General features: G+C 64.3%; 19 protein-coding genes. 11 read left to right on the top strand and 8 right to left on the bottom strand.

Going from position 1 to position 24,674, the window contains the following annotated elements:
• Both VG320_RS27400 and VG320_RS27395 read right to left on the bottom strand, forming a co-directional pair.
• The coding region (locus VG320_RS27400; protein WP_327203207.1) for a tyrosine-type recombinase/integrase at positions 1–667 on the bottom strand (667 nt) is incomplete at its 3' end.
• 343 nt (positions 668–1,010) lie between these two features.
• Complete coding sequence (locus tag VG320_RS27395; RefSeq protein WP_327203206.1) at positions 1,011–1,379, bottom strand: hypothetical protein; 369 nt, start codon at positions 1,377–1,379, stop codon at positions 1,011–1,013.
• 429 nt (positions 1,380–1,808) lie between these two features.
• Here VG320_RS27395 and VG320_RS27390 point away from each other — a divergent pair, with 429 nt between their 5' ends.
• The 3 genes from VG320_RS27390 to VG320_RS27380 all read left to right on the top strand — a co-directional run bounded on the left by VG320_RS27390 (position 1,809) and on the right by VG320_RS27380 (position 4,825).
• Positions 1,809–2,744, top strand: coding sequence for a DMT family transporter (locus VG320_RS27390; protein ID WP_327203205.1), 936 nt, complete (start codon positions 1,809–1,811; stop codon positions 2,742–2,744).
• A gap of 487 nt (positions 2,745–3,231) precedes the next feature.
• Positions 3,232–3,798 (top strand): acyloxyacyl hydrolase, encoded by a 567-nt coding sequence (locus VG320_RS27385; RefSeq protein ID WP_327203204.1) that lies wholly within the window; start codon positions 3,232–3,234, stop codon positions 3,796–3,798.
• 166 nt (positions 3,799–3,964) lie between these two features.
• Complete coding sequence (locus VG320_RS27380; protein ID WP_327203203.1) at positions 3,965–4,825, top strand: 3-hydroxybutyryl-CoA dehydrogenase; 861 nt, start codon at positions 3,965–3,967, stop codon at positions 4,823–4,825.
• Between the two features lie 7 nt (positions 4,826–4,832).
• Here the strand turns inward: VG320_RS27380 and VG320_RS27375 are convergent, their stop codons facing one another.
• Positions 4,833–5,918 carry an aldose epimerase family protein gene (locus VG320_RS27375; protein WP_327203202.1) on the bottom strand — a complete coding sequence of 362 codons (1,086 nt, stop codon included), beginning with the start codon at positions 5,916–5,918 and terminating at the stop codon, positions 4,833–4,835.
• Positions 5,919–5,951: 33 nt separating this feature from the next.
• Positions 5,952–7,199, bottom strand: a complete 1,248-nt coding sequence (locus VG320_RS27370) for a DNA-binding transcriptional regulator (RefSeq protein ID WP_327203201.1) — start codon at positions 7,197–7,199, stop codon at positions 5,952–5,954.
• An 85-nt stretch (positions 7,200–7,284) separates the two neighbouring features.
• Between VG320_RS27370 and VG320_RS27365 the strand changes: the two genes are divergently transcribed.
• From VG320_RS27365 to VG320_RS27335, 7 genes are all read left to right on the top strand, one after another.
• A complete protein-coding gene (locus VG320_RS27365; protein ID WP_327203200.1) occupies positions 7,285–7,512 on the top strand; it encodes a hypothetical protein in 228 nt (75 codons plus the stop codon).
• Between the two features lie 11 nt (positions 7,513–7,523).
• Positions 7,524–8,846: a xylose isomerase gene (gene xylA / locus VG320_RS27360; protein WP_327203199.1), complete on the top strand. Its 1,323-nt coding sequence runs from the start codon at positions 7,524–7,526 to the stop codon at positions 8,844–8,846.
• 103 nt (positions 8,847–8,949) lie between these two features.
• Complete coding sequence (xylB, locus tag VG320_RS27355; protein WP_327203198.1) at positions 8,950–10,440, top strand: xylulokinase; 1,491 nt, start codon at positions 8,950–8,952, stop codon at positions 10,438–10,440.
• 213 nt (positions 10,441–10,653) lie between these two features.
• On the top strand, positions 10,654–11,682 hold the full coding sequence (xylF, locus tag VG320_RS27350) for a D-xylose ABC transporter substrate-binding protein (protein ID WP_327203197.1): 1,029 nt from the start codon (positions 10,654–10,656) through the stop codon (positions 11,680–11,682).
• 119 nt (positions 11,683–11,801) lie between these two features.
• Complete coding sequence (gene xylG, locus VG320_RS27345; protein ID WP_414696131.1) at positions 11,802–13,343, top strand: D-xylose ABC transporter ATP-binding protein; 1,542 nt, start codon at positions 11,802–11,804, stop codon at positions 13,341–13,343.
• Positions 13,340–14,539: a sugar ABC transporter permease gene (locus VG320_RS27340; RefSeq protein ID WP_327203195.1), complete on the top strand. Its 1,200-nt coding sequence runs from the start codon at positions 13,340–13,342 to the stop codon at positions 14,537–14,539. The genes xylG and VG320_RS27340 overlap by 4 nt, the downstream gene beginning before the upstream one ends.
• A 465-nt stretch (positions 14,540–15,004) precedes the next feature.
• On the top strand, positions 15,005–17,872 hold the full coding sequence (locus VG320_RS27335; RefSeq protein WP_327203194.1) for an ATP-dependent Clp protease ATP-binding subunit: 2,868 nt from the start codon (positions 15,005–15,007) through the stop codon (positions 17,870–17,872).
• 86 nt (positions 17,873–17,958) lie between these two features.
• Here VG320_RS27335 and VG320_RS27330 read toward each other — a convergent pair whose 3' ends face one another.
• Both VG320_RS27330 and VG320_RS27325 read right to left on the bottom strand, forming a co-directional pair.
• Positions 17,959–20,247 carry an ATP-dependent DNA helicase gene (locus VG320_RS27330; protein WP_327203193.1) on the bottom strand — a complete coding sequence of 763 codons (2,289 nt, stop codon included), beginning with the start codon at positions 20,245–20,247 and terminating at the stop codon, positions 17,959–17,961.
• Entirely contained in the window at positions 20,244–21,962 is a 1,719-nt protein-coding gene (locus VG320_RS27325) for a VRR-NUC domain-containing protein (RefSeq protein ID WP_327203192.1), read from the bottom strand. Before VG320_RS27325 ends, VG320_RS27330 begins: the two co-directional genes overlap by 4 nt.
• 164 nt (positions 21,963–22,126) lie before the next feature.
• On the opposite strand from VG320_RS27325, the gene VG320_RS27320 reads away from it, so the two are divergent.
• On the top strand, positions 22,127–22,711 hold the full coding sequence (locus tag VG320_RS27320) for a hypothetical protein (RefSeq protein ID WP_327203191.1): 585 nt from the start codon (positions 22,127–22,129) through the stop codon (positions 22,709–22,711).
• Between the two features lie 17 nt (positions 22,712–22,728).
• Here VG320_RS27320 and VG320_RS27315 read toward each other — a convergent pair whose 3' ends face one another.
• Both VG320_RS27315 and VG320_RS27310 read right to left on the bottom strand, forming a co-directional pair.
• Positions 22,729–24,024 carry a DUF3443 domain-containing protein gene (locus VG320_RS27315; protein ID WP_327203190.1) on the bottom strand — a complete coding sequence of 432 codons (1,296 nt, stop codon included), beginning with the start codon at positions 24,022–24,024 and terminating at the stop codon, positions 22,729–22,731.
• Entirely contained in the window at positions 24,021–24,515 is a 495-nt protein-coding gene (locus tag VG320_RS27310) for a DUF2844 domain-containing protein (RefSeq protein WP_327203189.1), read from the bottom strand. Before VG320_RS27310 ends, VG320_RS27315 begins: the two co-directional genes overlap by 4 nt.
• Between the last annotated feature and the right edge of the window lie 159 nt (positions 24,516–24,674).

The following is a 24,674-nucleotide window of genomic DNA, read 5'->3' as shown; positions in this document are numbered from 1 at the left end:
GCTCTGCGTCCTTGCCACCTACGTCTCGTTTCTTGATACCGTAGGTCGGATCAACTTTAACGATCTCCCGCACGGCTCCGAATCCGAACATCTGCCTCATTTCCGCCAGCAGTCGGTTTGCGAGCCGGTTTGCATTTCGGGCCTTCACTCCGTCGAGGATCGCCATGATGTCGGCGCGAGTGATGTCGTCGGCGTGCCGGTCGCCTATCGCGCTCAGAACGTCCTTTTCAAGTCCGCGCTTCGTTTCGGCGCCACCGTCCTTTCGGCTTGACAGTTCGGCGGTCGCCCATTGTTCGAACAGTTGGCGAACGGTCTTGCGGCGATTGCGCGCTTCTTGTTCGTCGCGCTCGCGTTGCCGTGCTCGCTCTTCGGCGGCCCGGTCGTCTGCGATCTTTTGCTGGTAGTCGGTGCCGCTGCGGGCGAGGGCGCGAATGCCTGCTGCCTCGATACGTGCATCCTCAAGTGAGAGATGGCCGTCGTCCGTCCGTTGGCCGTATCGGCGCGGGAGTGTGACAGTCGTTTCCTTCCCGTTGGCCGTGTATTTGATCTGCCAGGACTTTGTGCCGTCAGTGGCAATGCGAAGCCGTAAACCGTCGCCGTCAGGTTTGTGATACGGCTTCTCAGCCGGTTTGAAGCTCTCGATGGCGCGCACCGTCAGCTTTCCCATGTTTTCTCCGTTACCGTCCCGTTACCGTCTGGTTACCGGAAAATCTTTGGTTTGGCTTAGATGGGGGCAGACTGAGCCAGAGTGCGAATACGGCTCAAATCCCCGTCTGACAAGGATTTCCCAGAGCGGGGCAGTGTATACCGGATTCGGAAAGAGTACGAGTTGCCTTTATGGGGTGCAGGTGGTAGGAGGTTCAAATCCTCTCGCCCCGACCAGGACAAGAAACCCGCACGGTGTCAAAACCGTGCGGGTTTTTTCATTTGGCGCGGGAAAAAGCGTTGATAGCCCGAGTGAAAGGCAACGCCCGTGAACTGGGTCCACTCGATCCGCACGCCGCCCAAGCTCATCGCGCCTCAACAAACTCCACAATCTCCCCGCTGTCCCGCTTGAGATACAGGTCGTTGCCTTTCATGCGCACGTCGTTGCACGAGTACGGGATCTTGCTGCCTTTGCTGCAGACCTTGCCGTCCTGAGCCTGCCAGTCGCCGTGATCGGCGAATCCCTTGCTCGACTTGAAGTCGTAGTCGCCGCTGTTGTCATACTGGACGTGCCACATGCTGCCATCGGCGAGTTTGATGTCGAATGCCTTGCCTGTCAGGTGCTGCTGGATGTCGGCCGCGCTGGGCGTGGTGGCGTCGGCGGGAAATCCGCTGCTCTGGGCAAAAGCGATTGTGGTGGGCAGAAGAAGCAGGATGGCAAGCCGGGTTTTCATGTCGATTCTCCTTGTGCGCGGCGCCCGGATGGGCCGCAATACTGCCGAGCCTCAATCTACTCCGCCCGTTTAGTCCGTTATGTGGCCTTGCGCACATACCACCGGGGCCTACTTCTAAGCTGTTAACGCTTTGAATTCATAGGGTTATCGGTCCGTAAACCGGGAATGACTGAGCAAGATCCGGCTGTTAGTTTTTCTCACATATCGATGAGAATCATTCGTTATGAGAGATGCGCCGCGCGCCTTACGATTAGCGCAATTCCGCCGTGTTTCTGTCACGTTCCGCATGTCGTCGCTATGACGTCAGCATGTGGGTTCTGCGCATTGGGCTTTCGCAGCCGATGCAGACATGCCCGGATGCCTCAGCCAGACAAAATCAGGCCACGCAAAACCCAGGCATAACAGAGCGCTTTATCAGCGCCATTCCCCATGAATCCGATCCAACTCGCTCAGCTTATTTTTCTCGCTTCCCTATGGGGCGGCTCGTTTCTCTTTATCCGCGTCGGCGTGGTCGATCTGGGCGTGGCGCCGCTGATGGCGCTGCGTGTGGGCATCGGCGCGACGTTCCTGCTGCTGGTGCTGTTCTCGCGCCGCTCGCCGCGCGAGGCGCTGGCCACGCTGCGCGCGCGCGCCTGGCCGCTGCTCGTGGTGGGCATCCTCAACTCGGCCGCGCCGTTCTGTCTGTTCGCGTGGGCGGAACTGACGCTTTCCGCAGGCGTGACTTCGGTGATCAATGCGACGACGCCCTTGTTTGGCGCCGTGGTCGCCTATGTCTGGCTCAAGGACCGCTTGAGTGGTCCGCGCGTGGTCGGTCTCGTGGTTGGTTTTGTGGGCGTGCTGGCACTGGTCTGGGATCAGATCGCCACGCGAGCCGGTGACGGCGCGAGCACATCGGCCACGCTGCTGGCGGCGCTTGCTGCACTCGTCGCCTCTGCGCTTTACGGCGTCGCGGCGAGCTACACCAAGCGCCATCTGACCGGTGTCGATCCGCTCACCGTCGCCGCCGGCACCATGACGGCGGCGACCGTCGTGCTCGCGCCGTTTGCAATCGTCACCTGGCCGCACGCCGCCGTCTCGCCGCACGCGTGGGCCGCGGCGATTGCGCTGGGCGTCATCTGCACCGGCGTCGCTTATCTGATGTTCTTCCGCCTGATTGCCGCGATCGGCCCGGCGCGCACGATCACCGTGACCTTCGTGATTCCCGTGTTCGGCATTCTCTGGGGCGCGCTGTTCCTGGGCGAGCGCGTGTCGCTTGGCATGGTCGAAGCCTGCTTCACGATACTCGTGGGTACCGCGCTCGCGACGGGCTTCATCAAGCGTCTGCCGGGCTTCGGTCCGCGCGCTGATCGCGCGGGCGCCAAGTAATAAACCCGTCTTTCTCTTCCCGATAAATCGTTGCGCGTACATCGATGTGCGCGCAACGATCTTCAATCACCGGGCACTCGTTTGCTCGCGTCATCCAGTCGCCCATTCGCCGGGCAAGACCCCACAGCCCAAAAGCCGTTAATCCCCGCCATTAGTCAGATTTAAATCCGGCGATTATCTGCGAGTGATTCCCGTTGCAAGTAGCGGATTGTATTGAAAGCAATAAGTCAGCTTCAACCAAGCTGGGCGGGCGTGTGCGGGCGAACATGCGCATTTGTTAAATCGCGTCTAAACTTGGCCACACATCGTGTTTCTGATTTGCAAACCGCTGTCAGTGGCTCGATGCGCTCAAAGAAATCGTTTTGAATTGCCACGGTTTTTGCTGTGTCCGCAGATGCGTGCGGTGGCGTAGTGAAAACCCGCGGCGAGGGAGAGCAGGCCGTACAACGGCCGGGTCGTGAAGTGTCGTTCCTTTTCGGGGATGTTCATGACAGAAAGACAAAGGGCCTGGCAGGCCCGGTTGACGCGTTGCGCGTGCGCGGCGGCGCTAGCCTTCGGAACCGCGGCGGCGCATGCCGATCAGTTCGGCATCCAGCTTGGCGCCGGTGTTGCGGATCATGACGTGAAGAAGCTCGATTTTGGTCTGGTCTGGGACCCGGGCTTGCAGTGGTGGCATATCGCGGGTTTCCATTTCACGGTGGTGGGCGAATTTCACGCCGCTTACTGGAAACTCGACGAACTCGCCGCCACGCAGCCGGTTATCTGGGAATTCGGCGTGACGCCGGTCTTCCGTTTCATCAAGGACTCGGGCTGGATCCGGCCATTTATCGAGGCCGGCGTGGGCGTACGCCTGCTCACGCACGTCGAACTTACGCCTGATCGCACGATGTCGTCCGCGTTCCAGTTCGCGGATATGGTGGGCGTGGGCGCTCAGTTCGGCGAGCACCAGAACTATCAGGTGGGATTGCGCTTCCAGCACATCTCCAACGCCGACATCAAGACGCCGAACCCCGGCCTGAACTTCAGCCAGGTCTACCTGCAGTACAACTTCTAGGCTGCGGCCCCCCGTCGCCCCCCGTTGCGCCTGTCTTGCCGATACCCCTGCTGCCGCGCAACCCGTTACACTCTCTGCTTATGATGCAGTGCACCACGCGCGCTGCATCACCGGTTTTCCATAGACGATGTACCGGCGTCGCAGATAAAGGAGTGAGGAGCAAGGCATGGCAATCGAAACGGTTGGGATCGTGGGAGCGGGCACCATGGGCAACGGCATCGCGCAGGCAGTGGCGGTGGCGGGCCTGAAAGCGGTGATGATCGACGTGACGGACGCGGCGCTGGAACGCGGCGTGGCGACGCTCACGCACAGCCTCGAGCGGCTCGTCTCGAAGGGCAAGCTCGATGCCGCCGTGCGCGACGCGGCGCTTGCGCGCATCGAAACCTCGACGGATTACGCGCAGCTGGCCAGCGCCGATCTCGTGATCGAGGCGGCCACCGAGAACGCCGATCTCAAGACCCGCATTCTCAAGCAGATCGAGGCCGCCGCGCGCCCGGATGCGATCATCGCCTCGAACACCTCGTCGATTTCGATCACGGCGCTGGCCACCACGCTGGCCGAGCCGTCGCGCTTCATTGGCATGCACTTCTTCAACCCGGTGCCGATGATGCCGCTCGTCGAAGTGATTCGCGGCCTGCAGACGCGCGCCGATGTGGCCGACGCCGTGCGCGAACTCGCGCAGCGCCTGGACAAGACGCCGATTGGCGTGAAGAACGCGCCGGGCTTCGTCGTCAACCGCATCCTCGTGCCGATGATCAACGAAGCCTTTTTCGTGCTGGCCGAAGGGGTGGCCAACGCCGAGGAAATCGACGCGGGCATGAAGCTCGGCGCCAATCATCCGATCGGGCCGCTGGCGCTGGCGGATCTGATCGGCCTCGACGTGTGCCTGTCCGTGATGGACGTGTTCCTGAAGGACTTCGGCGACTCGAAATATCGCGCCTGCCCGTTGCTGCGCGAGATGGTCTCGGCGGGGCATCTGGGCCGCAAGACTGGCCGCGGCGTCTATCAGTACGACAAGGTTTCCTGAGGCCTTCTCAAGCGCGCACGCCCACCTTGTACTGCGTGACCTGGCGGTAAGTGCTGCCAGGCCGCAAGACCGCGTCGTCGCAGTCGGGCGACGCCATATTGATCTGGTTCGGGAAGCCGCCCGCTTCGAGGCACAGGCCCGCGTGCTTCACGCACGGCGCGCCATGGCGTCCCGGCTGACCCTCCAGATAATTACCCGAATAGCACTGCAGGCCGCGCTGGTCGGTCGAGACGGTCAGCTCGCGCCCGCTGCCGGGCTCGTAGACGCTCGCTACCTGACGCAGCGTGAGCGGGCGTCCCGCCTGTTCGCCGCCGCGCAGCACATAGCAATGATCGAAGCCGCGCGCACGCACCAGTTGCGCATGCGGCCAGTCGAGCCGCGCGCCCAGCGGCGCGCCCTGGCGGAAATCGAAAGCGCTGCCCGAAACATCCACCATGCCGATGGGGATCATCCCTTCATCGACTTCCAGGAAAGCATCCGCGTCGATCGTCAGAATGTGGCCGCGCACGTCCGCGCCGGGCTCCCCGCTCAGGTTGAAATAGCCGTGGCTCGTGAGGTTGAGCGCGGTGGGCGCATCGGTGACGCCTTCGTAAGCGATCGTGAGCGTGCCGTCGTCGTCGAGCGCGTAACGCACCTGCACGCTCACATTGCCCGGAAACCCACCGTCGCCTTCGGGCGAGTCGAGGCGCATGAGCAGTGCGCCGCGATCCTCTTCGACCTGCCAGAGCGCGCGGTGAAAGCCATGCGCGCCGCCATGCAGCAGATTGCCGTTCTCGTTGCGATCGAGTGCGTGCTCGATGCCGTCGAGCGTGAAGCGCGCCCCGGCGATACGGTTGGCCCAGCGCCCGATCAGCCCGCCCATGTAGGTCGTCGCGTTCATATAGGCGGCGGGCGTGTCGTGGCCAAGCAGGATATCGGCGAGCCGCCCGGCGCGGTCGGGCGTGTGCCAGGACACTAGCGTCGCGCCAAGGTCGCTGATCGTCAGCTTCATGTCCTGCGCATTGCGCAGCGTGTAGAGCCGGCAGGCATCGCCGCCCGGCAGCGTGCCCCAGGATTCGACGCTAATCGGGCTCATGTGCAGTGGGTTGTTCATGTGGCTTGAGTAATAAATGTCGATGGTCGGGCGTCAGGTCGACGAAAGACGGGCGGGCGAGGGCGGCGCCACGCCGTCCTGATACTCGCGCGGCGTGCAGCCCAGTTCGCGCCGGAACACGGCGTACATGTATTGCAGCGAGGTGAAACCGCAGCGGATCGCGACTTCGGCGCTCGACGCGTCGCGGCTCGCGAGCATGGTCTTCGCCGCATCGAGCTTGTGGCGCAGGATTTCCTGGTGGACGGTGCATTGCAACTCGCGCCGGAAGTATTCCTCGAGCGACGAGCGCGACACGCCCACGTAATCGGCGACCTGTCCGGTCTTGATGCCCTGGCATGCGTACTGGCGGATGAAGTGGCGCGCACGCATGACGTGCGGGCTCGACAGCGGCTCGTGTTTCGTCGATGCCAGCACGTTGATGCCGACGGGCGGTACCAGAATCCGCCGACCCGGAAAGCGCGCGCCGCGCAGCATCTGATGCAACAGATGCGCGGCGGTCTTGCCCATTTCCTCGGTGCCCTGAATCACCGACGAAATCGGAATGCGCGTGAGGGTGCGCGTGAGCGGGTCATTGTCGATGCCGATGATCGCCACCTGCTCGGGCACCGCGATGCCATGCATCAGACAGGCCTGCAGCAGATGACGCGCGCGCGCGTCGGTCACGGCGATCACGCCGACGGGCTTGGGCAGCGCATGCAGCCATTCGCGCAATTGCTCGCTGGCCTGATTCCACGACGGCGCGCTGGTGGCCAGACCCCGAAATACCGGCGCTTCCATGCCTTCTTCGCGCGCGAGAGCCTCGAAGGCGAGTTCGCGTTCCTGCGCCCAGCGGTTCTCCTGGGCGATGGGCAGGCTGTACATCGCAAGATGCGGCAGGCCCGCGCCGATCAGATGCGTCCAGGCGAGCGACACCAGCTTGCGGTTGTCGGTGGCGATATAGGGCAAACCGGCGGGATATTGCCCGGCATCCTCGAACGACGAGCCGACAGCCACCACGGGCAGCGCCACGTTTTGCAGCGCAGCAGCGACGGCTGGATCGTCGAAGTCGGCGATGATGCCGTCGCCGTCGAAACGCTCGATGCCGTCAAGGCGGCAACGAAAATCTTCTTCGAGAAACAGATCCCAGGCCACGCGCGTCGAGCGCAGATAGTGGCCGATGCCAGCGATGATTTCGCGGTCGTAGACCTTGTTCGCGTTGAACAGCAACGCGATGCGATGCGCGGGATGCGGCGGCGAGGCAGCGGGAGGGGAAGCGGGAGAGGAAGCAGGGGCACGGTTCATGGCGTGGCGCGCGAATGTTTCCGCAGTGGGTTCGCGGTGTCGCCGCGATTGTCTCCATCCTGAATGCTGCACGCGCGATATCGAAATGCATATCGAAAAGCGATTGCGCGGCGGCTCCTTTTTTAAGCGTCTGGTTATTTTAGGCCCGCTGCGCGGCGTGCGCGCGAACAAAGCGGGCGACTGGCAGGAAACATTACGCGCCTCGCGCAATTTCGCAATTGCCGCTCGCCCGGCCAGGCGGGCAGTATGGCGTCACCTTGCCGGATGCGCGCCGCTGCGCCACATATCAAGCGCCGTTGCGCCGCAACATTAAATGGAGACGCCATGTCGTATTTCGAAGCCATTCCCGCGATTCGCTACGAAGGCCCGCAATCGGACAATCCGCTTGCGTACCACTACTACGACCGCACGAAAAAAGTGCTGGGCAAAACGCTGGAAGAGCATTTGCGTATCGCCGCGTGCTATTGGCATACCTTCGTGTGGCCGGGTAGCGATATTTTCGGTCAAGGCACGTTTCTGCGTCCCTGGCAGCAGCCCGGCGACGCCATGGAGCGCGCCCACCAGAAAGCCGACGCAGCCTTCGAATTCTTCACGAAGCTAGGCGTGCCGTACTACACCTTCCACGACACCGACGTCGCCCCGGAAGGCAAGGATCTTAAGGACTACAAGGAAAACTTCGCGCGCATGGTGGGTTACCTGGGCGAGAAGCAGCAGGCAAGCGGCATGAAGCTGCTGTGGGGCACCGCCAATCTGTTCTCGCATCCGCGTTATGCGGCCGGCGCGGCCACCAGTCCGAATCCCGAAGTGTTCGCCTATGCGGCGACCCAGGTGTGCAACGCGCTCGAAGCGACCCATAAGCTGGGCGGCGAAAACTACGTGTTGTGGGGCGGACGCGAAGGCTACGAAACGCTGCTCAATACCGACCTCGTGCACGAGCGCGAACAGTTCGCGCGCTTTCTTTCGATGGTGGTGGAGCACAAGGAGCGCATCGGCTTCAAGGGCACACTGCTGATCGAGCCGAAGCCGCAGGAGCCGACCAAGCACCAGTACGACTACGACGTGGCCACGGTGCACGGTTTCCTCACGCAATACGGACTGCAGAACGAAATCCGCGTGAATATCGAGGCTAATCACGCGACGCTCGCCGGGCATTCGTTCCATCATGAAATCGCCATGGCCTACGCGCTCAACGTGTTTGGCAGCGTCGACGCGAACCGTGGCGATCCGCAGAATGGCTGGGATACCGACCAGTTTCCGAACAGTGTCGAAGAACTCACGCTGGCCTTCTACGAGATCCTGCGTCACGGCGGCTTCACCACGGGCGGCATGAATTTCGACGCCAAGGTGCGCCGCCAGAGCAGCGCTCCGGAGGACCTGTTCTACGGCCACGTGGGTGCGATCGACGTGCTCGCCATTGCGCTGGAGCGCGCCGCCGTGCTGGTCGAAAACGACCGGCTCGAACAGTTCAAACGCCAGCGCTACGCGGGCTGGGATACGGAACTCGGGCGCAAGATTCTCTCGGGCGGCTACTCGCTATCGTCGCTCGCGACCGATGCCGCTGCACGCGGCTTCAATCCGCAGCATGCGAGCGGCCAGCAGGAGCGCCTCGAAGGGGTTGTGAATCAGGCGATTTACGGTCTGCGCTAGGCGCGGCCATGACGGCAGCCGGCGCGTCGTTCGCGCGCCGGCCTGCGAGCAGCGATGAGCAGCGCAAAGCAGCAAAAAAGTAGCAAGAAAAAAGGACGGAGACATGTTTATCGGTATCGACCTTGGCACGTCGGGCGTGAAGGCGGTGCTGCTCGATCGCGCGGGCGACGTGCTCGGCAGCGCGAGCGCGACCCTCACGGCGAGCCGCCCGCAGCCGCGCTGGTCCGAGCAGGCGCCGCAGGACTGGTGGCGCGCCACCCAGCGCGCGCTGCACGATCTGCTCGACACGGTGCGCCGCAACGGCATCGACACGAATGGCATCGAAGCGCTTGGCCTGACCGGACAGATGCACGGCGCGACACTGCTCGACGCAAAGGGCGAAGTGCTGCGGCCCGCGATCCTTTGGAATGACGGTCGTTCGGATACCGAATGTATTGAACTGGAGCGCGCCGCGCCTGAGCTTCACGCACTGGCGGGCAATCTGGCGATGCCGGGTTTCACTGCGCCCAAGCTGCTGTGGGTCAAGAAACACGAACCAGAGATTTTCTCGCGCATCGCGCATGTGCTGCTGCCGAAGGACTATTTGCGCTGGCTGCTGACGGGCGTGTTCGCGACCGATCCCTCTGACGCAGCGGGCACGCTATGGCTCGATGTGGCCAAACGCGACTACAGCGACGTGTTGCTATCCGCTTGCGGTCTCACGCGCGCACAGATGCCCGAAGTCTTCGAGGGCAACGAAGTCACCGGCAAGCTGAGCGCCGATATCGCGCGCGAGTTCGGTCTGCGCGAGATTCCAGTCGTGGCCGGCGGCGGCGATAACGCTGCGGGCGCAGTCGGTGTGGGCATTGTGCGGCCCGGCGATGCGATGCTTTCGCTCGGGACGTCGGGCGTCTATTTCGCGGTATCGGACGGCTTTCTGGCCAATCCGGATTCCGCCGTGCATAGCTTCTGCCATGCGTTGCCGCATACCTGGCATCTCATGTCGGTGATGCTCAACGCGGCCAGTTGCCTCGATTTCACCGCGCAGTTGACGGGCCACGAAAGCGTGGCTGCACTGCTCGCGGATGCGCAAGCCCACACGAATGCCGATCTCGACGCGCGTCGCCCCTGGTTCCTGCCTTATCTGAGCGGTGAGCGCACACCGCACAACAACGTCAACGCCAAGGGCGTGTTCTACGGCATGACGCCGCAGACTTCGCGCGCCGACCTGGCCAACGCCACACTTGAAGGCGTGGGTTTTGCGTTGCTCGACGGCATGGACGCGCTACACGCTGCGGGCCTCGTGCCCGAGACGATCACGGTGATCGGCGGCGGCTCGCGCAGCACCTACTGGACGCAGATGCTCGCCGATATCAGCGGACGCGCGCTCACGCTGCGTGCGGGCGGCGAGGTCGGCCCGGCGCTCGGCGCCGCGCGTCTCGCGCATCTGGCAGTCGACCCCGATGCTTCGCTTGAAACGGTGTGTCCGCAACCACCGGTGCTGGCGGTGCGCGAGCCCGATGCCGCGCGCCACGCCTGGTACCGCGAGGCACGGCGCCCGACTTTCGGGGCGCTTTATCGCGCGCTCGAACCGGTGTTTGCAGCAAGCGCCTGACGTCGCTCTATCGCAGCAACGTAACGCCGCAGACGTAATACCGCAGTCCAGCCGTACCGCGCCCGACACCGTGCCGCCACGCTGGCGCATGAGCAATCGTGCGCGCCGAATCACCGAAACACGCAGCAAAACCGTAACGCCATTCAATAACGCAACGACGCGCCGCCGCCGCGCAACGCACGGCCAGCGCGCGATAACACGAGGAGTGGAGACATGAAGTTCGCCAAACGTCGTTCGGTTCTGGGTTCGCTTATCTGCGGCGCCGTGCTCGCAAGCCTGTCGCTGGCCGCGCCGCTCGCCCATGCGAGCAAGGACCATCCGGAAATCGGTTTCTGTATCGACGATCTGCGCGTCGAGCGCTGGTCGCGTGACCGCGACTATTTCGTCGCCGCCGCCGAGAAAATGGGTGCGAAGGTCTCGGTGCAGTCGGCTGACGCCAGCGAGGAACGTCAGATTTCGCAGATCGAGAACCTCATTTCGCGCGGCGTCGATGTGATCGTGATCGTGCCGTTCAATTCGAAAACGCTCGGCAATGTGGTGGCCGAAGCGAAGAAGGCCGGCATCAAGGTCGTCTCGTACGACCGCCTGATTCTCGACGCCGATGTCGATGCCTATATCTCCTTCGACAACGAAAAGGTTGGCGAGCTGCAGGCGCAGGGCGTGTTCAATGCGCAGCCCAAGGGCAACTATTTCCTGTTGGGCGGCGCGCCCACGGACAACAACGCCAAGATGCTGCGTGAAGGACAACTGAAGGTTCTGAAACCGGCGATCGATCGCGGCGATATCAAGGTAGTTGGCCAGCAGTGGGTGCCGGAGTGGAGCGCTTCGACGGCGCTGCGCATCACGGAAGACGCGCTAACGGCGAACAACAACAAGATCGACGCGATCGTGGCCTCGAACGACGGTACGGCAGGCGGCGCAATCCAGGCGCTGGCCGCGCAGCATCTCGCGGGCAAGGTGCCGGTGTCGGGTCAGGACGCCGACCTCGCAGCGGTCAAGCGCGTGATGGCCGGCACGCAGACCATGACGGTCTACAAGCCGCTCAAGCTCATCGCGGGCGAGGCGGCAAAGCTGGCCGTCGATCTCGCGAAGGGCCAGAAGCCGGCCTTTAACTCACAGTACGACAACGGCAAGAAGAAGGTCGATACGGTGCTGCTGCAGCCCACGCTGCTCACGAAGAGCAACGCGGACATCGTCGTGAAGGACGGCTTCTATACGCAGGCGCAACTGGCAAGCCAGTAATCCCGGCGTCCCGCGGGTGATGCCATCGCGCGCGGGACGATGCGACGCAAAGAAACGAACAAGCAAAGAAGTCAACAACGCGGCAAATCAGGCGGGTTGAAAAGCGTATGAGCGAACCCTTGCTGACGATGCGCGGCATCGTCAAATCCTTCGCGGGCGTCAAGGCGCTCGACGGCATCGATCTCACTGTGCGCCCCGGCGAATGCGTCGGGCTTTGCGGAGAAAACGGCGCTGGCAAATCCACGTTAATGAAGGTGCTCTCGGGCGTCTATCCGCACGGGACCTGGAGCGGCGAAATCCGCTGGGAAGGCGCGCCGCTCGAAGCGCAAAGCGTGCGCGACACGGAGCGCGCAGGCATCGTCATCATCCATCAGGAACTGATGCTCGTGCCCGAGCTTTCGGTGGCCGAGAACATTTTTCTCGGCAACGAAATCACGCTGCCGGGTGGGCGCATGAACTACGCGGCGATGTACCAGCGCGCCGACGAATTGCTGCGCGAACTCAATATCGATGCGATCAACGTTGCCCAGCCGGTGATGAACTACGGCGGCGGTCATCAGCAATTGATCGAGATTGCCAAGGCGCTCAACAAGCGCGCAAAACTGCTGATTCTCGACGAGCCGTCGTCGTCGCTCACGGCAGCGGAGACGAAGATCCTGCTCGACATCGTGCGCGATCTGAAGCGGCGCGGCGTGGCCTGCGTCTACATTTCGCACAAGCTCGACGAGGTGGAAGCCGTGTGCGACACCGTCAGCGTGATTCGCGACGGCCGGCACGTGGCGACCGAACCGATGGCAACGCTCACGACCGATCGCATCATCGCAATGATGGTGGGGCGCGAGATCAAGAACCTGTTTCCGCGCGAGCCGCACGAGATTGGCGAAGTCGTGTTCGAGGCGCGCAACGTGACGTGCTACGACGTGACGAATCCGCGCCGCAAGCGCGTGAGCGATGTGTCGTTCGCAGTGCGACGTGGCGAGATTCTTGGCGTGGCCGGACTGGTGGGCGCGGGGCGCACGGAAACCATGCAGGCGATCTTTGGCGCCTACCCTGGCAACTGCACGGCAACGGTGCTGCTGGACGGTAAGCCCTTGAAGATACGCGCGCCGCTCGATGCAATCCGCGCCGGGATTGCGATGGTGCCGGAGGACCGCAAGCGCCACGGCATCGTGCCGCAACTGGGCGTGGGGCACAACATCACGCTGTCTGTGCTGGAGCGTTTCTCGAAACACGGGCGTATCGACACCGCAGCGGAACTCGACACGATCCGCACGGAAATGCAGCGCCTTTCGGTGCGCGCGGCCAACCCCATGCTTTCCATCGCGAGTCTTTCGGGCGGCAACCAGCAAAAAGCCGTGCTGACCAAGATGCTGCTCACCGAACCGAAGGTGCTGATCCTCGACGAACCCACGCGCGGTGTCGATGTCGGCGCGAAGTACGAAATCTACAAGCTCGTGTTCCAGCTCGCGAAGCGCGGCGTGGCGATCGTGATGGTGTCGTCCGAATTGCCGGAAGTGCTCGGCATCAGCGACCGCGTGCTTGTGATCGGCGAGGGCGAGGTGCGCGGCGACTTCGTCAACGAGGGTCTTACCCAGGAACATATCCTTGGCGCGGCGATTCAGAGCGCGCGCGCCCAAACTCTTTCAGCGAGTGCAGCATGACCCCCGACGTCACGACTCAAGGCGCGCGAGAAACGCAACTGGCAGGCGGCAACAGCCTCGGCCAGCGCTTCCAGCAACTGTTCGCGCGCTACAAGATCCTCGCCCTGTTGCTGGCCGTGGCCGCGATCTGGGTGTTCTTTTCGGTGCTGACGCATGGCGCCTTCGTCACGCCGCGCAATGTCTCTAACCTGCTGCGGCAGATGTCGATCACCGGCATGCTCGCTTGCGGGATGGTGTTCGTCATCATCGCGGGCGAGATCGATCTGTCGGTGGGCTCGCTGCTGGGTTTGCTGGGCGGCGTGGCGGCGATACTCGACGTCAATCGCCATTGGCCGATTGGCGTGACGGTGCCGGTGGTGCTGGCGCTCGGCGTGCTGGTCGGACTGTTCAATGGCTGGTGGTCGACGTATCGGCGCGTGCCGTCGTTCATCGTCGGGTTGGGCGGCATGCTGGCGTTTCGCGGCGTGTTGCTGGGCATCACGGGTGGCTCGACCATCGCACCTGTTTCGGATTCCTTTGTATTTATCGGGCAGGGTTATCTGCCGCGTATCGCCGGCGACGTGCTGGCCTTCGCGCTCTTCGCGCTGCTGGCGCTGCTCACGGTGCGCCAGCGCGCCAACCGCCGGCGCTATCAGTTGAGCGTCGTGCCGCTCTGGCAGGATGGCGTGAAGATCGTCGGCGCGGGGGCGATCGTGCTGGCCTTTGTGGTGATGCTCGACAGTTACGGCGGCATTCCCGTGCCAGTGCTGCTGTTGCTCGCGCTGCTCGGCATTTTTACGTGGATCGCCACGCAAACGGTGTTTGGTCGCCGCATCTACGCGGTGGGCTCCAATCTCGAAGCGACGCGTCTTTCGGGCGTCAACACGAACCGAGTCAAGCTGGCGATCTTCGCCCTGATGGGCCTGATGTGCGCAGTGGCGGGCATGGTCAATACCGCGCGGCTTGCGGCGGGTTCGCCGTCGGCGGGCACGATGGGCGAGCTCGATGCGATCGCGGCGTGCTTCATCGGCGGTACGTCGATGCGCGGCGGTTCGGGCACGGTCTATGGCGCGTTGATCGGTGCGCTCGTAATGGCGAGTCTCGACAACGGCATGTCGATGCTCGATGTCGATGCCTACTGGCAGATGATCGTGAAGGGCGGGATTCTCGTGCTCGCCGTGTGGGTCGATGTGGTGTCGGGATCGAACCGGCGCTAAAAAGCAAACGTCGCGGCATTTGTCTGACGTACAGGACTTCGTTATTGCAGCGTTTTCAGTTGTTCTCCTCGCGCCGTACCAGATGAAATGCCAGGCGCGCACTCCGGGCGGGATGCCAAATCCCGCCCGTTTTTTTGGCGCGCCGCAAGCGCAATTTCCGCACCCGCCGAGGCTTTGCACGCTCGGGACGTGACGTGCGGAATCCTGCCACAATCGATTTGTCGTGTGTCGCCGGCGTCATCTGCCGCTGTGTCTCGCATCATGCCGCCGACGGCTTTACCGCCCGCTGCGGCGCCGCACGTTTCGCGCAATCTGCGTAGTCGTCTCTCCAGGCCTCAATCGGCTTGCATCTGTGCGACGCGCTGCCGCCTGTCACTTTTCCCGCGCATCCCCACGATGCGCCGTGCCGCTCGCGTGCATGCCGCGCATGCCATGCAACGGCACCGAACTGGAGACGAGTCGACCATGCCTACTCTCTGCGAGATCTGCAATACGCGGCCCGCTGTCGCGCGCGTGACCGTGGTGCAAAACGGCCAGCGCAAATCGATGTCGATCTGCGATTACGACTACCGGCAACTGATGCGCCATCAGAGCATGATCAATCCTTTCGATTCGCTGCTCGGCGGCGTTGGAGGGGGCGGTCTGTCGCGCTTCTTCGGCGGCGATCATGACCACAGTGACGATGGCGATGAAGACGACGAAATGAGTTTCGCCGCCGAAGTGCCGCGCGAGTCCGTCGATGCAACCGATGCGTTCAGCGAGCAGACGCTCGAAATCCTGCAGCGCGCCGCCGAAAAAGCGCATGAACTGCAGCGCACAGAACTGGATACGGAGCACCTGCTATACGTGCTGGCCGACACCGACGTGTGCGCGGCGCTGCTCAAGGAATTGAAACTGTCGCCGCAGGACATCGTGGCCTATATCGATCAGCACGCGCAGAAGGGCACGGCTAACCCGGATGCGCCCATCGACAAAATGACGATTTCGCCTCGTCTGAAGAAAGCGTTTCAATTCGCTTTTCAGGCTTCGCGCGATCTGGGCCACTCCTATGTCGGTCCCGAACATTTGCTGATCGGTCTTGCCTCCGTGCCCGACAGCATTGCGGGTACGCTGCTCAAGAAATACGGCGTGACGCCCGAGGCGCTGCGCCAGAAGGTCGTGAAAGTGGTGGGCAAGGGCGCGGAAGACGGCCGCGTGGATGCGCCCACTGGCACGCCAACGCTCGACAAGTTCGGCCGCGATCTCACGGCCATGGCGCGTCAGGGCAAGCTCGATCCGGTGCTCGGTCGCGCGCAGGAAATCGAAAGCACGATCGAAGTGCTTGCGCGCCGCAAGAAGAACAATCCGGTGCTGATTGGCGAGCCGGGCGTGGGCAAGACGGCCATCGTCGAAGGACTGGCGCAGCGCATTGTCAACGGCGATGTGCCGGAAGTGCTGCGCGGCAAGCGTCTGGTCGAAGTGAATATCAACTCGATGGTGGCGGGTGCGAAATATCGCGGCGAATTTGAAGAGCGCGCCAAACAGTTGATCGACGAAGTGACCGCCAAGCATGACGAACTGATTCTCTTTATCGACGAACTGCATACGATCGTGGGTGCCGGGCAGGGCGGTGGCGAGGGCGGCCTCGATATCGCCAACGTGCTCAAGCCCGCGCTTGCGCGTGGCGAGTTGAGCCTGATTGGCGCGACGACGCTCAACGAGTATCAGAAGTACATCGAAAAAGACGCGGCGCTGGAGCGGCGCTTCCAGCCGGTGCTGGTGCCCGAGCCGACCGTCGAGCAAACCATCGTGATCCTGCGCGGTCTGCGCGACAAGCTGGAAGCGCACCATCAGGTCACCTTCGCCGACGACGCCTTCGTGGCGGCGGCGGAGCTATCGGACCGCTACATCACCTCGCGCTTTTTGCCCGACAAGGCGATCGATCTGATCGACCAGGCCGCCGCGCGCGTGCGCATCGGCGCGACCTCGCGACCGGCGGATATTCAGGAACTCGAAGCAGAGATTGTCCAGCTCAAGCGCGAGCAGGACTACGCTTCTTCGCGCAAGCGTTTCGACGAGGCCAAGGGCTTCGAGGAACGCATCAAAGAGAAACAGGCGAAGCTCGAAGAACTCACCGAAGCATGGCAGCGCAAGACCGGTTCCGAAACGCTGGAAGTGACGGTCGCTTCGATTGCGGAAGTCGTCTCGCGGCTCACGGGCATTCCGGTTGCCGATCTCACGCAGGAAGAGCGCCAGAAGCTGCTGAAGATGGAAGAAAAGTTGCGTGAACGCGTGGTTGGACAGAGCGACGCCGTGGTGGCGGTGAGCGATGCGGTGCGCCTTTCGCGCGCGGGTCTGGGCCAGGAGCATCGGCCGATTGCGACCTTCCTGTTCCTCGGACCGACGGGCGTGGGCAAGACGGAGCTGGCGAAGGCGCTCGCGGAAACCGTGTTCGGCGACGAGCAGGCCATCATCCGCATCGACATGAGCGAATACATGGAACGCCACGCTGTCGCGCGGCTGATTGGCGCGCCGCCCGGATATGTGGGCTACGACGAAGGCGGCCAGTTGACCGAGCGCGTGCGGCGGCGTCCGTACAGCGTGATCCTGCTCGACGAGATCGAAAAGGCGCACCCCGACGTCTATAACGTGCTGCTGCAGGTGTTCGACGATGGGCGGCTCACGGATGGCAAGGGACGTGTAGTCGATTTCAGCAACACGATCATCATCGCCACGAGCAATCTGGGCGCGTCGATCATCATGGAGAACCTCGAGCAGCCCGAGGACAAACGCAAGAGCGACAAGGAAGTGCGCGGGGAACTGATGAAGGTGCTCAAGGGCCACTTCCGGCCCGAGTTCCTCAATCGCATCGACGAGATTATCGTGTTCCATGCGCTGTCCAAGGACAACATCCGCAATATCGTGCAGATCCAGCTCGACCGCGTGACGCGCACGGCGGCGGCGCAAGACATCACGCTCAAGATGAGCGATGCGCTTGTCGAGCATCTGGTCGAGGCCGGTTATCAGCCTGAATTCGGCGCGCGTGAGTTGAAGCGGCAGATTCGCCAGGAGGTGGAAACGCGTCTGGCCAAGGAGATTCTGGGCGATGCGCTGCAATCGGGCGATACCGTCGAGATCGGCTATGACAAGGCGAACGACGAAGTCACCATCGACAAGACTGCCGTGCCGCCCGATATCCCCGAAGCGAAGCCAGCGAAGAAAGGCAAGGGCGCGAAGCCCGATGTGAAGGAGATCGCACCGGAAATCGCCGCCGACGATCTGGAAGGCGACCCGCCGCCTCCGCCGCCGTCGAAGAAGAACGGTAAGGGCTCGGGGAAGTCAAAGTCGGCTTGACGCGAGACTTTTACGGTAAGCGCAGCGCCATGATCGGCGCTGCGTTTTTTATTCGCGATTGATATGGAATCCGTATTAATCGTAAATCATGCGACATCCCACCACGCGGGCAGCAATGCACGCACGTCCGGCCTCGCGAAGCGGTCGTCTAGCAGATGCACCACGCCGCTGTCCGCCTCGCTGCGGATTACGCGGCCCGCGGCCTGCACGACCTTGCGCAGGCCGGGAATCAGATACGTGTAGTCGAAGCCAGCGCCATAGAGCGTTTCCATGCGCTCGCGCATCGCCTCGTTGACGGGGTTCACCTGCGGCATGCCCAGCGTCGCGATGAAGGTGCCGATCAGACGCGTGCCCGGCAGGTCGATGCCTTCGCCAAACGCGCCGCCAAGCACCGCAAAGCCGATCCCGCTACCGCCTTCCACAAAGCGCGCGACGAAGCCCTGTTGCTGCGCTTCGTCCATCGTGCGCGACTGCATCCAGGTGTCGATATGCGGATGACGCGCGACGAACACATCGGCGGCTTGCTGGAGATAGTCGTAGCTGCTGAAAAAGCACAGATAGTTGCCGGGCCGCGTGGTGTACTGGCGCGCGATACGCTCGACCAGGGCGTCGAGCGAACGCGCACGATCCTTGTAGCGCGTCGAGATATCGCGGGCGATCCGCACGTCGAGCTGTTCCGCACGAAACGGCGTGCCGATCTCCACTTGCACGGTGTTCGCGGGCAGGCCGAGCATATCGGTGTAATAGTGCGCGGGCGCAAGCGTGGCCGAGAAAAGCGTCACGCTGTGCGCGGCGGCTACGCGCGGGCGCAATGCATTGGCGGGCACAAGATTGCGGATGCACAGCGTCGAACGCGTGCGTTTCGCGTTCGATCCGTAAGCAGGCAAGGGTGTGACGTCGAAGATCGATTGTGCGTCGAAGCGCTCCGCAAGCCGCACGAAATGCAGGGCGTCGAAATAGAAACGTTCGAGTTCGGCGTCGCGCACGAGCGCGGGTTCCGCTAGATGGTCGCCGATAGCGGCGATCACATCGCCCAGCGCCGCAACGAGTCCGTCGGGCAGCGCATCGCTCGCGCGCCATGCCTCGGGCGCGAGCGCATTCTGCGTGTTCCAGTGCCGTGCCAGCCGCGTGAGGGCGCGCTTGACCGGTGCGCTGGCACTGCGCCGCACGGCATCGACGCGCGTTTGCACGAGTTCGGCGGAATACATCGCGCGGGCGCGCTCGGGCAGGTTGTGCGCTTCGTCGACGAGCAGGCTCATGCGCCACTGATTACGCGCGCCGAGCATGAACAGCATGGCGCTCACGTCGAAGTAATAGTTGTAGTCGCCGACGATCACGTCGCTCCAGCTCGCGAGTTCCTGGCCCAGATAGTACGGGCAGACTGCGTGCTCGCGCGCGACATCGCGCAGCGTGTCGCGCTTGAGATTCACGCGGGCGAGCGCGGCCTCGCGTGCGGCGGGCAAACGGTCGTAGAAGCCGCGCGCGAGCGGGCACGACTGGCCGTGGCACGCGAGTTCGGGATGCTCGCAGGCCTTGTCGCGCGCGACGAGTTCGAGCACGCGCAAAGGCAAGGGCGCGCGGTGCTTCGCGTGAGCGTCGGGCGGCGAGTGCGCGAGCGTGTCGAGTGCGTCGAGCGCGAGCTGACGCCCCGAACTCTTCGCGCTCAGGAACAGCACCTTGTCGATGCTGCCGCGCGCGCAGGCCTTCAACTGTGGAAACAGCGTGCCGATGGTCTTGCCGATGCCGGTGGGCGCCTGGGCCAGCAGACAGCGGCCCTGGGTGGCGGCGCGCCAGACGGCTTCGGCCAGATCGCGCTGGCCCTGGCGAAAGTTCGGATGTGGCAGACGCAGTTCGGCCAGCGCCGCGTCGCGCGCCGTGCGGTGTGCGCTTTCCTGTTCCGCCCACGCAACGAAACGCGCGCATTGCGCTTCGAATCCGGCGCGCAGTTGCTGCGCGCTGGCCTGCTCGACAAGTGCGGTTTCGCGCCCCGAGCCGATGTCGTAATACACGAGCGCGAGTTCGAGCGTGTCGAGGCCCAGCTTTTCACACATCAGCGCGCCATAGACGCGCAGTTGCGCCCAGTGCAGCGCACGCTGGTTTTCGCGCATCGCGTCGAGGTCGCCGCGATAGGTCTTGAACTCCTCCAGGCGGCGGCGCGCGGGATCGTAGCCGTCGGCGCGGCCGCGCACGGTGAGCGTGCCGAACGTGCCGCTCAAGGCGATTTCGGTCTCGAAGCCCGCGGGCCGCCTTGCGGCGATGGCGGCGTGGCCCGCGCGGCCTTCGCTCGCATCGGGCGAGGGTGTGAAGCGCAGGTCGAGATCGCCGCGTTTGGCGGTGAATTCGCAGAGCGTGCGGACCGCGACGGTGTAAGTCATGACGCCGCGAGCGCCTCGCGCGCTTCCCAGCGCGCCTGCAGTACCGTCACCGGCATGCCGTGCGCGGCGCAGTAAGCGAGCCAGCGGCGCTGGTTGTCCTGCAGCCTGTCGCCGGGGCCTTTCACTTCGATCAGTTCGTAGCGGCGCTCGCCTGGCCAGAAGCGCACGAGATCGGGCAGGCCCGAACGGTTCGCGGCGGGTTCGCGCAACAGGCGCTCGAACCACAGACGCAAATGCGCGGCAGGCAGGCAGTCGAGCGCCAGCGCAAGCAGCGCCTCGTCGATAGCGGCCCACGCGACGAAGGGCGACTGCGTGCCGTATTTATCGGCGAAACGCTGTTCGATGCTCGCGCGGTAGCGGCCCGTTTCGAGTTCGGCGAGGCAGGCGTCGAACAGCGCGCTGCGGCGCGTGACGAAATCGGCGGCGTGCAGGTCGGCGGGGCCGCGCTGGAACGGATGGAAGAACGCGCCAGGCAGCGGTGCGAACAGCGCCGGCCAGCACAGCAGGCCAAAGAGGCTCGTAATGAGTGTGTTCTCGACGTAGAACACGGGCGCGTCGGCGCTGGCGAGCGCGCGCCGTGCGGCTTCTTCCACGCGCAGATGCGCGTGCGCCGCGGGTAGCGTGAGTTCGATCTGCGTGTGTGTCTGCGCGCTCTGCGGTGTGGCGCGCTTGCGTGTCAGGCGCGCAAGGGTGCGCGCCGCGCGCTGCGCTTCTTCTTCGTTCGCCGGCGCGGCGGCGATGGTCCGGGCGAGGGCGCAGGCCTCGTCGCGGCGGCCCAGTTGCTCCAGTACGCGCACGCGGCGGTAGCGCGATTCGGGGTGGCCGCAGTCCAGATAGGCGCGCATCGCGAGCGCCGAGTCGCCCAGCCGCTCGGCCGCCTGGCCCGCCGCGTGGCGCACGCGGTCATGGCGCGCGCGCAGCCAGGCGTTGGCGTGGGTCTGCGGCGCGAGGGCGTCGAGCGTGTCGAGCGCCGCGGCGAGCGCGTCGGCATGCTGCTCCTCGGGGGCGAGATCGAAGGCTTCGCGGCAGTCGCGCAAGGCCAGATACGCGTCGATGTCCGCGCGCTGCTGGAACGCCCGCGACGCGCCGTCGAGCTGCACCGGTTCGTAGCGGTACACGCCCAGATCGGCCAGCACGAATTCGGACCAGTCCTGGCGCAGGTTGCCGAAGAACATCAGGCGCAGCCGTTCGCACAGCGGTGCGGCGGCGAAATCGAAAACTGTGTCTACCGTGGCCGGAAACCAGGTGTGCCAGCCGCGTGCGGGCAGGGCGGCGGCGTAAAGCGCGTCGACGGTTGCCGCGCGCGTGGCGGTGCGCAGGTTGAGCGCACGTAGCGCGGCGAACTCGTGCGCACCGGCTTCGGCCACGAGCCGCGCGGCGAGCGTCAGGAGTTCCGCCCGCGTGACCAGCGCGGCGAGCGCGTCGAATTCGAGCAGCGGCGTGCCGTCGAGCCAGCCCGCCTCGATCAGCGGCGCCGCCGCCACGCGCGGGCAGCCGATTTCGGCATAGTCGAGTTTGCTCGCGCGAAACTGCGGCCCTTTGCGCATCAGCATCCGCACGAACAGCGCACGCGAGGCGCGCGGCAGGGCGCCGAAGCCCTGCACGAAGCGCTGCTCGGCGGCATCGAAGAGGTCGGCGCAACGCGCGTCGAGCCAGCCGAGCGCGCGTTCGAAGTTCGCGAGGTAATAGAACGGATCGGGAGAGTCGGGGAGCACGCGCGGCACTGTACGGATATACAGCGGCGATGATAGCAGGCTCGTGTGCAAGCCTGGCCGCCCGGCGTGAACCGGACTCGGGCAGCCCGTGAGCTACAATTGCCGCAGCCTGAAAACCGAAACGCGCGCCACGCGCGAATACAGCGATTACAGCGACAAGAGCGATGAAGAAACGGAATGCCTGTCTCGTCGGCCTCGCGGCCGGCGCCACCCTGCTCGCGGGCTGCGTTGCGCAGTACCAGAACCCCAGCGCCTGCGAACAGGAGATGCGCACACGGCTCGCTCAGGCGTCGCTGGGCAATCTTTCGGTGACGCATACGGCGGCAGCGTATCGCGGCCAGCGCGTTGTGATCGAAGGGCAGCTCGAACGCGGCATGCTGCCGGTCGAGAGCACGGCGGCTTCCAGTGCGTCCGTCGCTTCGGCTGCTTCCGCCGCTTCCGCTGCAACTTCCGCTTCGGCTGCGACTGCTGCTTCGGCGGCGTCTGGCACAACGGCTACGGCGGGCAAGCAGCACGCCACGTTCGCGGCGGGCGCAACGGCTGCGAGCGCTCCGGCCAAGGCCGACGAACCGAAGCCCACCACGCCGATGGCGTTCATCGCCGCGAAGCTCGGCCTGCACAAGGCGGCGCCTCCGCAGACCGCCGCCGAATGCCTCTACGACCGCACCGGCGCGCTCACCTCGTTCCACTGGCTCGCGCCCGCGGCGCTGGCGAAGACCACGCCCGCCTCCGACGCGCACGCCGAATAAGCCCACTCGAAGCGCCCTCAGAACGCGTAGAACGGCCCCGCGCCTGCGGGCGTCGTCTGCGCCTGGATGGCGGTGTACACCCGACGTCCGAAGAAAAACGGCAGTCCCCAGCCGAATGCGCTGCCGTTATAGCCCGCCAGATTGTTGAAGGCCCAGTTGCCGGTGGCGAAGAGCGCCGTCGCATTCGCGACCGACAGCGACGTGTTCGCCGAGACGCCGTCCACGCCCTTGAGCGTTGCGCCCAGGCTCTGCGGCGAAGTCGGGCAGAACCACACGCCGCAGCGCGTGAGCGTCGGATTGGCGAAGAAGAAGCCGTTCGAACCGCTGTCGATATAACTCTGCGAATAGACCGTGCCGTCCGAGGTCGTGGTCGAGACGAAACCCGTCACCGAATTGCCCCGCAGCACGGTCGCGTTGCCCAGTGCGTTGTTGGCCTGTGAGCCGATGCCGAAGATCAGCGAGCCGCTCACGTTGCTCTGGCCCGTGGCGGGAATCGCGGGCAGGTCGATCACGACGCCGTTGTTGTCGGTCGCGAACGCCGCCACCGGGTTGCTGACCTGTTGCGCGAGCGGCTGCGCGCTCGCCGTGCAGTTGCCCGAAGGACAAGCGTAGTACCACGAACTGTTGGGCCCGTTCACGCAGGCCGCGCCGCAATCGGCGCCGAACGGTCCCACGCCGAGAATGCCGTTCGAGCGCAGCACCGTGCTGTTCAACATGGCGAGGCCGAAACCCTTGCATGCGCTCGGCGTGACCGGCAGCGAGGGGTCGGCGATCATCTGGATCGGCAGCGCGCTGGCTACTTCCCCCGCGAGCTTGACGTCGGCGCTGCGTACCGCGCCCCATGTGTAGCCGGAGCCGAAGGCGGCGCACGAACCGGCTGGATCGCTGCCGTTGCCCGCGTTGACGGCGGGCAGCGCGAAACCCGCCGGCAACGCCGAGGCGAGCAGGCGCAGCCCCTGCGAGCCGGTGTCGACCTGCACGTTGTTCACGGTCGCGCAGGTGCTCGTGCCGGGCACGCAGACGGTGACGCTCGCCATCAACATATTGCGTGTCGACGTGGGCGTCGAGGTGACGGCGATCGGCAGCACATTCGGCGTGGTGGACTGGGCCACGCTGCCGGTGGTCGAGGCGGGCGGGCTCGTTGTGGTTGAGCTTGCGCTTGAGCTGGAAGCGGCTGGTGTGCTGGCGGCCGGCGTACTGGCGGGCGCCCCCGTACCGGCAACGCCTGCGGCCGAACTGCCGCCACTGCTCCCTCCGCAGGCGCCAAGCGCCAGAGCGAGCGCGCCCGCGAGCAGGGCGAGGCGCGCGTTCATTGCAGGTCTCCTTCGGTTACGCCCGCCGGCAGCGCGGCCGGCAGCCACGCGCGGCCCACGTAGCTGCGCATCAGGCCGCCGGATTCGACGATGACGCTTGGCGTATCCACGCGCGCGGCGTGCAGACCGTCGCGCCCGGCAAGGTGCAGCGCGACTGCGCCGCCGTGGTAATCGCCTGCGTAACGGCCGAGCAGGGTGTCGAGGTTCGGCGCCGAGGGCCCTTGCCAGGTGTAGGCGAAGACCTGGCCGCTGGCCGTGACGGCGTATTCGCGCAGGCGCGTGCCGAACGCATCGACGGTCTGCGTCACGCGCACCGCACCGCCTGACCGATACTGCGTGGCGTTCGCGCCGTTTGCGGCACTGACTGCCGCGTGGGCCGGGACGATGTCGCCGAGCGCCGCGCCGGCGGGCAAGGCCACGGTAGCCAGGAATGAGGCGAGGCAGGCGAAGGCCGCGGCGCGGCCTGCCCGCTTGAGGCTGCTAGTTGTCATGACGCTCTCCGTGCTACGTTTTTCGAATTTTTATTTCGAATTTTGGGAAAAATTAGCACCGGGCCGTCGTGGCAAGTCGTACATGACAAAAATGTCGACGAGAACAAATATTCAGCGACTGCACCATTCTTGGCAAGCTATTGATAGATAACGATATTT

It is taken from the genome of Paraburkholderia sp., from assembly GCF_035948235.1.
GTDB lineage: Bacteria > Pseudomonadota > Gammaproteobacteria > Burkholderiales > Burkholderiaceae > Paraburkholderia.
The sequence above is the reverse complement of the archived record's forward strand: the minus strand, read 5'-3'. Positions and strand labels throughout refer to the sequence as shown.